The organism is Intestinibacter sp., assembly GCF_051866655.1.
In the GTDB taxonomy this organism is placed as follows: domain Bacteria; phylum Bacillota; class Clostridia; order Peptostreptococcales; family Peptostreptococcaceae; genus Intestinibacter.
Genome location: NZ_JBJDXL010000507.1, coordinates 1 through 2357 on the forward strand (window position 1 = coordinate 1; position 2357 = coordinate 2357).

A 2357-nucleotide genomic window follows, 5' to 3' on the forward strand; every position below is an offset into this window, starting at 1 on the left:
CCAGTCAGAGTCTTTACTTTTCTTTACGAGTTCCATATCTGTTGAATATATAGCTTCTTTATCACTAGGTTTATACCCTAGTTTAACTAACAAATTATCGCTCCAATAAGTAACATAAATTCTTCGTTCATAGAAACCATCTTGCTCACATTCTGAACTCACTTTTTCAATATTTGTTAAAAAAACAGGGTTTAAAATATCATCTTGATTATAATCTTTATCCCTTTCAGACATTCCAGCTTCATCTAATGCTTCTTTAGATAATAGATCGTCAATTTTATTAAAATCACTTCTATTTTTGTAATATGCATATAATTTAATAGTCTCTTCAGCTGTCAAATTATCGTGATTTTTTAATTGTTCAGCTGATAATCCGTATTTAGGATTTAGACCAAATACAAATATAAACACACCTAAAAATACTATTAAAAAAATACTTCCCACTTTAATGTATCCTTTTTTCATAAATATTACCTCCCCTATTTTGTTTTTTAATTATATATTGAATAGCTTACAAATCTATAAAATTTTATTTAATAGTTTATAAAATTTAAATGGTCTTTTATATATAAACGAAAAATATTGAAAATTTGTTTCAATTTTTATAAAAATTTTATTTGATTTATATATTTCATATTATTTTGATATGAAATATATAAAATTATTTTTATAAAAAAATCAACTTATAATATTGTATTATCAAAATGATAACACTATAATCTATACCATAAATAATCAATTAGAAATAATATAATTCAAATTTGAAGATGTATTCACAATTTTATTATTTAAAAATATTAAGGAAAAGGTGGTTATAGATATGGCAGACAAAAATTTATGGAATTTACTTAAGGATTTACAATCTCCAAAATACAAATGGGTTGATTTAACTCATGAATTCGGTGAAGATACTCCTCGATGGCCTGGATTTAAGCCTCTAGGAAACAATATATTATTTGATTTTGACAACGCACCTATGAAGGTAAATGAATTTACATTCCCTGGTCAATATGGTACTCATGTAGATGTTCCAGGACATTTCGTAAAAGGAGGAAGATTAGTTGATGAAATAGATGTTTCAGAATTTGCTTATCCACTTTGCGTAATAGATGCGAGCGAAAAAGTAGCAGAAAATGTAGATTACGCATTAACAGTACAAGATATACTAGATTGGGAGGAAACACATGGTCAAATCCCTGAAGGCGCATTTGTAGCTATGAGAAGTGACTGGTCTAAAAAATGGTCAAGCCAAGAAGAATCTCTAAATATAGGTGAAGACGGAATATCTCACTATCCTGGTTGGCATTTAGATGCTCTAGAATTCTTATTCAAAGAACGTAATATAGGAGCAGTGGGACATGAACCATTCGACACTGATCCACCAGCATTAGAAAGTCAAGTTCCTTTTAAAGGAGAACATTACGTACTTGCACAGGATAAGTTCCAAATAGAAGTTTTAAATAACTTAGATGCTGTCCCTGAAACAGGTGCAATAGTATTTGCGACTTTCCCTAAAATAAAAAATGCAACAGGATTCCCAGCACGTGTATTTGCAATATACGAAGTTTAAAATAATCGATGAATTTGGAGGGTATAATCAAAATGTCTTATGAATATGATGAACAATTATCGTTTTTACAAAAACCAAACAAAGATGAAATAGATCCACAGAATCAAAAAGTTTTCGATGCAAATGTAGAACGCATGGAAGAAAATTGGGGCTTTATAAATAACTTGTTTAAAGTTCTTCCCCTTAATGATAAACAATATATAGGATTTTTAAAATTGAAAGAGTCCCTATTCGATGAAGAAACTACTTATCTAAGCACTATAGACAAAGAAATGATGGGACTTGTAGTCTCATCTACTAATGGGTGTACATATTGCTTAACTACACACGGCGATATGCTACGTGGACTTACTAAGGATCCTGAATGGGTGGATGTTCTTACATATAATTACAGGATAGCTAAGCTTACAGATAAACAACGAGCTCTTTGTGATTTTGCATATTTTCTTACTTCAAAGCCTAGAGAAATAGACTCCACTCAAGTCGAAAATCTAAGAGCAGTTGGATTTAACGACCATGAAATACTTGAAGCATCATTTGTAGTAGGATTCTTTAATTATACAAATAGATGGGTAAGCGCAATAGGCGTTGTCCCTAACTCTAGTCATTTTAGCCATAATAGATCATTCAATAAATAATCTTATTTCAACTGAAAGAGCATTGCGAAAATAATTGCAATGCTCTTTTAGTTATCATATAAAATATATCATTATATTTTTTCATAAAAATGGCAAGATTTATTATTAAATAGTTCATATTTAGTATGTATAATAGAAATTGAATGACA

The 2357-nt window shown here is 29.4% G+C and carries 3 protein-coding genes; 2 read left to right on the plus strand and 1 reads right to left on the minus strand.

Annotated elements, in window-relative coordinates:
* Window positions 1-465: hypothetical protein (locus ACI3VO_RS15210; RefSeq protein ID WP_439758732.1), on the minus strand; the 465-nt coding region annotated here is incomplete at its 3' end.
* A 355-nt stretch (window positions 466-820) separates the two neighbouring features.
* Between ACI3VO_RS15210 and ACI3VO_RS15215 the strand changes: the two genes are divergently transcribed.
* Together ACI3VO_RS15215 and ACI3VO_RS15220 are read left to right on the plus strand one after the other, a co-directional pair.
* Window positions 821-1570, plus strand: coding sequence for a cyclase family protein (locus tag ACI3VO_RS15215; protein ID WP_439758733.1), 750 nt, complete (start codon window positions 821-823; stop codon window positions 1568-1570).
* A 32-nt stretch (window positions 1571-1602) separates the two neighbouring features.
* Window positions 1603-2208, plus strand: coding sequence for a peroxidase-related enzyme (locus ACI3VO_RS15220; protein WP_439758734.1), 606 nt, complete (start codon window positions 1603-1605; stop codon window positions 2206-2208).
* Window positions 2209-2357 lie beyond the last annotated feature (149 nt).